We start from the raw sequence: 4,415 nt of genomic DNA, 5'->3' as shown, positions 1-4,415 counted from the left end.
CCTACAAATAATAACAACCTTAATGACATAAAAGCACATAACAAAAAAATGATTTTGATATATGGTTATGTAGTCACTATAAAAACTACGCATACAGCAAAAGGAAAACGCATGCAATTCGGTACTTTTTTAGATTGTAAGGGTCACTTTTTCGATACCGTAATGTTTCCACCAGTAGCTGCAAAAATCAGCTTTCGGGGAAGCGGTATTTATAAAATCTACGGTAAAGTAGTAGAAGAATTTGATTTCTATTCTATCGAGATCCACGACATGCAAAAAGCAGATTACATTCAAGATCCACGGTATGCAGAAAATAATCCGCAAACGATGCAACGCCTTAATAAACAAGCAGACCTAAAAGATCAACGGATGGGAAATAGCAACGGGCATAATCGTTAGAATTTACCAAAATAAAAAATCACATCATGCACCACTCCAGCAGCACATACGATAAAACATTAGCGATTCATTAAATCTGTTCTTATGACCACAACACTTTTATACGACGGTAGTTTAAACGGCTTAATGACCGCTATTTTTACTATCTACGATCGCAAAATCAAGTTGCCCATCATTGCCTTAGATTCTCGTACACAAAATGATCTTTTTGAAGGCACAGAACTTATAATTACAGATCCTGACAAGGCACAACGTGTCTGGAAACGCTTTATCTCTCTGTGCAATGATGAAGATTCTCATCGGGTATATTGTGCTTACTTGAGTGAAATCATCGGAATCGAAAACACCATTTATGACTATTTAAAAATGACTTTTACTGCTCAAAAAGCACCTCCTGATGCTTATGCTAACTCTACCGTTCTGAAGATTACACAAGCGGCAAAAATGGTAGGTCGTGAAAAACAGCGCATGGAAACATCTGTTCATTTTCAATGGATAGATAAAGAAATATATTATGCTCTTATCGAACCTGATTTTAATGTGTTACCGCTCATTGCCCGTCATTTTAAAAATCATTATGCTGACGAGAAATGGGTGATTTATGACCTGAAACGCAATTTTGGAATCAGCTATAATCTAAAAACCGTACAAGAAATACAGATTGATTTTACCCAAGCGCGCGGGCAACGTGACATTTTAACTACTGAATATTTAGAAAATAGCAGTCCTGTTGTTGCGTCAGGCAGCTTTCGTACTTCCAAGCTACGCAGCACAAACTCCCGCCAAACCAACTACAAAGATCTCTGGAATCAATATTTTAAAAGCACGCACATCAAGTCTCGAAATAACCTCAAGCTCCACTTGCACTATGTATCTGAAAGGGATTGGAAATACTTAAATGACAAGGTTTGATTCTAAAAAAATAACAAGAGCAAGTAGAAAAATAAACTCATTAAAACGGCACATCATTTATCGCTAATAACGCATTACCGTAAATAGAAAATTATTTTTAACTAGATGCTTTTTTATTTGAATGATTGCGGGAACATTTTAAAAAATCTACTTCGCCTTAGTAGTATCAACAGCTTTCTTCTTTCCAAAAAGATCGTTGATAATACTACCAGCGACTTCTTTGACTTTGTCTTCTGTCTTAATTGGTATGTTTTGTGGGTTTTTAGTCGAATCTGACGGTTGCTTGGTTCCAAGGTCTTTAGGCTTTCCATTTCCACTAATAATATCTTTAATCCCACCTAAAGGATTACTACCGCTGATAATGTTATTTACCGCATTTCCTAGAGCTTCTTCTCCTTTGTCTTTTAATTTTTGTTTTTGGATTTCAACAATCTGATTGGTAAGGTTTTTAACCGCTAGATCTAAATTCAAGGAAATTTTAGGACTCAAAAATGAACCAGAGAATTTTACTGGTATAGGAACATTAATCTTGTCTATATCTTCGGTAGTTAATTTAGAAAGTAAGCTAGCTCCTTCCTTACCTAGAAATTTTGCAGGAACATCTAATGCTAGCGTATAGTCCATCTCGTTAGTCAGACTGTGGTTACCGCTAGCAGTTGCATTTATTCCTTTGATATTAAAATCAAATGGTGCTACTTGTACGGCACCATTTTTAAACTTAAGTGTGGTAGTAATATCAGAGACATCAAATTTCTTCAAATCGATAAAACTTACTTTTTGGTCTAACGCAGCTAGTAAAGGGCTGTTTTTTGCATCAATTTCTTTAGTGAGTAGTTGTGTTATAGCATCTCCAACTAATGTGCTTAAAATAGGAGACAACTGACTATCTAGCGATCCAGATAGCGTGAGATCGGTGTTGATCTTACCTTGAAGCGATTTCAAAATAGGAACATAAGATTTGAACATATCAAAGCCTTCAAAGGATTTTGCGATGTCTAGATTCTTCATATCTAGCGCCATGTTAAAAACTGGGGTAACCGCTTTAGTAGAAACAGACCCATTCACTCCTATGGTACCGTCAAAAATGTCTGTTTGTACATTATTCAACGTTACAGTCTCCTCTCTAATTAAGGCAACACCACTTACATTTTTTAACTCTAGACCATCATATAGCACACGATTTACTTGAAAATCTAAATTGGCATCTAAGAAAGCTGGAATTTTTATAGCTTCTTCTGTTGTTGCAGAGGTGGACGTTTGAGTAGTATTGTTTGCTTTTTGAGTGGCAACTACCTCAGTAGCTGTCATGAAATCTGCGACATCAAGGGTGACGGACCTTACATTGAAAGTTCCTTTTAAATCCTGATCTTGAAGTAAAAACCCTATTAGATTATTGATCGTTCCGCTGGCTTTTAAGTCGGTATTTCCAGTTTGTGCATCAAAGTCGTCCAATTTGATTCTCGCATTAGTCATGTCTATACTGGCCTTGTTAATTACTAATGGCTTAGTTAACGCATCCCCTTCGTATTTAAATTGAGACAGACTTGCAGTTCCTTTGGTATTAATGCGTTCGTAACGTTCTTTCTCAATACTTTCCATATCAAATTTAGTAGCCACATCAAGAGCTAATTTTCCATCTAGTTTCATCCCTTCTGACAAAGGAAAAGCTTGAGCTAGGTTTTGAAAATTTAGAATTCCTTTAGCTGTTAGGTCAACATCCATGTTTGTGATCAAGTTTCTAATCATCGCAGTACCACTTATTCTATCACTACCGATATTAAAGGAGGTTTGCGCTACGTTAAAATAAGTGTCATCTATATCGCCTGTATCATTTTTAAGTTGTGCATCAATATTAATGTTGGTTACCATTTTAGGTAATTCTGAATATTTAAAAGAAGCCTTTTTTGAGCTGATCTGGATATCCATTTTAGGAATTCGGTTGTCATCTACTTCTCCCTTTATAGTTCCATTTACAGTAAAATCTCCAGTGGTAGCTATACCATCGAGGTTTTTACGATAGGTTTCTGGAATCAGGGCAAAGAAATTTTTAAAGTCTGAGGATGGTGTGTCAAAAGTGAGGTCTACCATGATAAATGCCTCCTCTAATTTCACATAACCGTTCATCTTTAATTCTAGATCATTAATAAAAGCCTTGTTTTCTTGAAAAGTATATTCCTGATTCTCTAGATCCATTAAAATACCAGCATCAAGTTTCACTTTTTGGCCTGATAAATAATTAATACCATCTATTCCATAAAAAACCAATGCTTCTGTGTAGGTATCCAGCACAATTTCCCCTGATGAAAAATCTCCATTTCCAGAATGATTCATATTTGACAGAACGAGCTTATTTTTAGTAGCTATGTCTTGATAAGTGATCTCGGCATCATTCATCTCGTAATGTTTTAAATTAAAAGAGAATCCTGTATTTTCTTCTGCGGCTGGATCTGGACTCGCTTTCGCGGTCGCGTCTTCCTTAGCGATATCCCAGCTGGAATTACCATTTTCATTCACCGTAAACCTTGCAACTGCTCCATTAACAATCAATTCATTCACATGAATTGGGTCACTGGCATCGTTAAATAAATCCCCTATGGGAAGATCAAGTTTGACCTCTTTACCATAAAACAGGGTGTCCCCAGCAAAAGGAGCTTTATTTGTTATAGAAACACCTTCTATGTGAAGGCGCGCTTCTGGAAATGCACTAAAAAGACTCAAATCAACCTCAACAAAATCAATCTGTGCATCGAGAGAAGCATTAAGCTTGTTCTTGATGATTTCGGTAATTTGATCCTTAAATAAAAATGGTGCGGCAGCGATCAGAATAACGGCTGCCATCGCTGTAATTGCAAGTATTTTAAATAATTTTTTCATGATCTTTTTTTAATAAACTCCTTTTAAATTTCTTTCCGTAAACTACAAGATGATATTTTGAACCTACTATTCCTTGCCTTTTTTACTCCGTAGCTATGTCATACCGTTCACAAATATCTTCAATTGAAAATAAAGCCATTGTTTTCAATTCAATCAATTTTTATTTCCTCTCCTGTTTCCAGTCCAAATAAACGTTTGAATATAAAAACACCTGCATATAATAATGGTGT

Annotated in this window: 2 protein-coding genes and 1 pseudogene; 2 read left to right on the top strand and 1 reads right to left on the bottom strand. The window is 35.8% G+C overall.

All coding sequences use genetic code 11. The features are described 5' to 3' along the window. A pseudogene (locus ACJAT0_RS12770) lies at window positions 1–399 on the top strand (DNA polymerase III subunit alpha); the annotation flags it as partial. Window positions 400–483: 84 nt separating this feature from the next. Beyond that, window positions 484–1,311 (top strand): TIGR03915 family putative DNA repair protein, encoded by an 828-nt coding sequence (locus ACJAT0_RS12765; protein WP_415181962.1) that lies wholly within the window; start codon window positions 484–486, stop codon window positions 1,309–1,311. Window positions 1,312–1,458: 147 nt separating this feature from the next. Here the strand turns inward: ACJAT0_RS12765 and ACJAT0_RS12760 are convergent, their stop codons facing one another. After that, complete coding sequence (locus ACJAT0_RS12760; RefSeq protein ID WP_415181961.1) at window positions 1,459–4,185, bottom strand: AsmA-like C-terminal region-containing protein; 2,727 nt, start codon at window positions 4,183–4,185, stop codon at window positions 1,459–1,461. Between the last annotated feature and the right edge of the window lie 230 nt (window positions 4,186–4,415).

It is taken from the genome of Nonlabens sp., from assembly GCF_047636915.1.
Lineage (GTDB): Bacteria > Bacteroidota > Bacteroidia > Flavobacteriales > Flavobacteriaceae > Nonlabens.
The sequence above is the reverse complement of the archived record's forward strand: the minus strand, read 5'-3'. Positions and strand labels throughout refer to the sequence as shown.